Here is a 2346-nt window from a genome sequence, read left to right on the forward strand (position 1 = left end):
AGGCTGAGGTCAAGCAGGCCCTCCCTAGCTCTAAAGGAGCTGAGACGCGGGAAGATCAATATGTAGGCAGCAGCGTTGGCAATCTTGAATTTATTCCGGGAGAAGCGACAATTTATGGTCAGACAGAAAGAGTGCCTTTTGTCGGTCAGCTGCAGTTTGTAGTCAATGGGCAGGTGCAGACAGGAAATACCCTGCAGGTTCCCCATTGGCTTCCGGGAAAAATCGCTGGAACCTATACCCTGTATCAAAATGGGGATGTTACATTTGCATGGAATCCTGACTATTACGGTAAGCCGGAACCGGCTGTTGTTCGAGCAGTTGACCAGAACGGCAATGTGACGGAAGCAGTCTATCAGCCAGAGGTTATCTATACTCCTCCAGTTCTGCATGATACTTCCTCTTCCAGTGAGCAGGGATCCGTTCAAAAAGCTCAATTATGGTATGAAGAAAATCCAGCCGTTCCGCTATCCAGTATCAGCTTTGAAGGAGGAGTGACCGAGGTTGTCAGAGAAGGTGTCGGCAAGTTTGAAATAGACAGTCAAGGGAAAATAACCTTTACACCGGTTAAGAGCTATGTCGGGACAGCTGAAATCAAAGTTGTATATAAGCTTGATGTCCTGCATCAAAAAGATCTCATTTCTGATGAGCTGGTAACGACTTATCAAGCAATTGTTAGACCAATCATTCCCACAGGAGACCACAAATCAACTACGGGACTTCAGGGTCAGATGCAAGAAGTTAGCCTTTATTTTAGTGGCGGATCCGGTCTGGGAATGGACAGATCAGTCCCACCGGTCTTTGTTGAAAGTAACAGCACCACTCTCACTGTAGAAAATGTCGGTCGGTTCATTACTTTTTCAGATGGGAATGTAAGAATTGACTTCATTCCAGACAAAAGCTTTGTCGGTACGACAGATTTAATCACTGTACGATGGGTCAATATGAATGGGACACCAGCCACAGGGACCTATCAAGCGACAGTGATTGCTGTCACTCCAAGCGCAACAGGTGCTAAAACAGAAGGCCTGCAGGGTCAAGTCCAAACAGGCCAGCTGACTTTCACAGCGGGCGCTTCCTCCATTGGCTTCCCAAGCGGCAGCACACCAATCTTTGACACTGGTACGAATGTCAAAGAAGTGGAAAATGTCGGTAGATTTGAAGTGGATGCCAAAGGCAAGGTCACTTTCACCCCGGCCAAAACTTTCACTGGCCAGACGGCAGAAATCGAAGTCAGCTGGGCGGATGTGAATGGAACAGTGGCGAAGACAACCTACCAAGCGACAGTGACAGCTGTCACTCCAAGTGCAACGGATGCGACATCCACCGGCAAGCAAGGCCAGGTGCAGACTGGTCGGCCAGACTTCACCGCTGGAAATCCAGCCATCCAACTGGACAGCAGTATTCCAGCGACCTTTGAGGACGGCAGCAGCCGTAAGGAAGTGCCGAATATCGGTATCTTTGAGCTGGCAGCAGATGGCACAGTTACTTTCAGGCCAGACAAGCAATTTGTCGGAACGCCGGATCCAGTCACGGTCAGACGTGTGGATCAGAACGGTACGGCAGTGACGGCGACTTACACACCAACAGTTGAGAAGGTGACTCCGATAGGTGAAGATGCGGCATCTACCAATATCAAAGGGCTGGTGCAGACGGGCAAACCGGTCTTTACCGCCGGTGACCCAGCTGTACCGATGGATGACACAGCAGCCGCAAGCTTTGATGATGGGACAAAGGAGAGAAGGATTGCCGGCGAAGGAACCTATCGTGTCGATGCAGCAGGTCAGGTAACCTTTGCTCCGGAAGCAGACTTTGTCGGTCAGGGCACCGGTGTGACAGTGGTCCGCAGAGATGTAAACGGCACGGCGGCCAGTGCTCACTATCGGCCGACAGTTGTCGAAGCAGCAAGCAGTCAGAATACGGTCTCAATCGGCCGCAAGGGTCAGCCTCAAACAGGCAGCCCAACCTTTGAGGGAGCTATTGATCTGACAGTTGATCCGACCTTTGATGACGGCAGCACCGTAAAAGTCGTTCCGGGTGAAGGGACTTACACTTTTGCGGTTCTGGGGGCTATTACCTTCGTGCCGGAAGCCGACTTTGTCGGGGTGGCCAGCGGAGTGATTGTCAAACGTCTGGATATTTACGGCAATGCAGTGACTGCCAGCTACACACCGACGGTTCTGGGTTCGGCTGTGAGCCAAGACCAAACATCGGTCGGCCGCAAAGGCCAGCCTCAGACTGGCAGACCAGTCTTTGAGGGGGATCTTGATCTGGCTGTGGCGCCGACTTTTGATGACGGCAGCACTCAAAAAACGGTTTCTGGTCAGGGGACTTACAGTCTTGATCCTG

The 2346-nt window shown here is 51.4% G+C and carries 1 pseudogene; it reads left to right on the forward strand.

Annotated features, from left to right (window positions below):
* Positions 1-2346: pseudogene (locus tag STRDD11_RS05060) on the forward strand (YSIRK signal domain/LPXTG anchor domain surface protein); the annotation flags it as partial.

The sequence above is a fragment of the Streptococcus sp. DD11 genome (genome assembly GCF_001578865.1).
GTDB lineage: Bacteria > Bacillota > Bacilli > Lactobacillales > Streptococcaceae > Streptococcus > Streptococcus panodentis.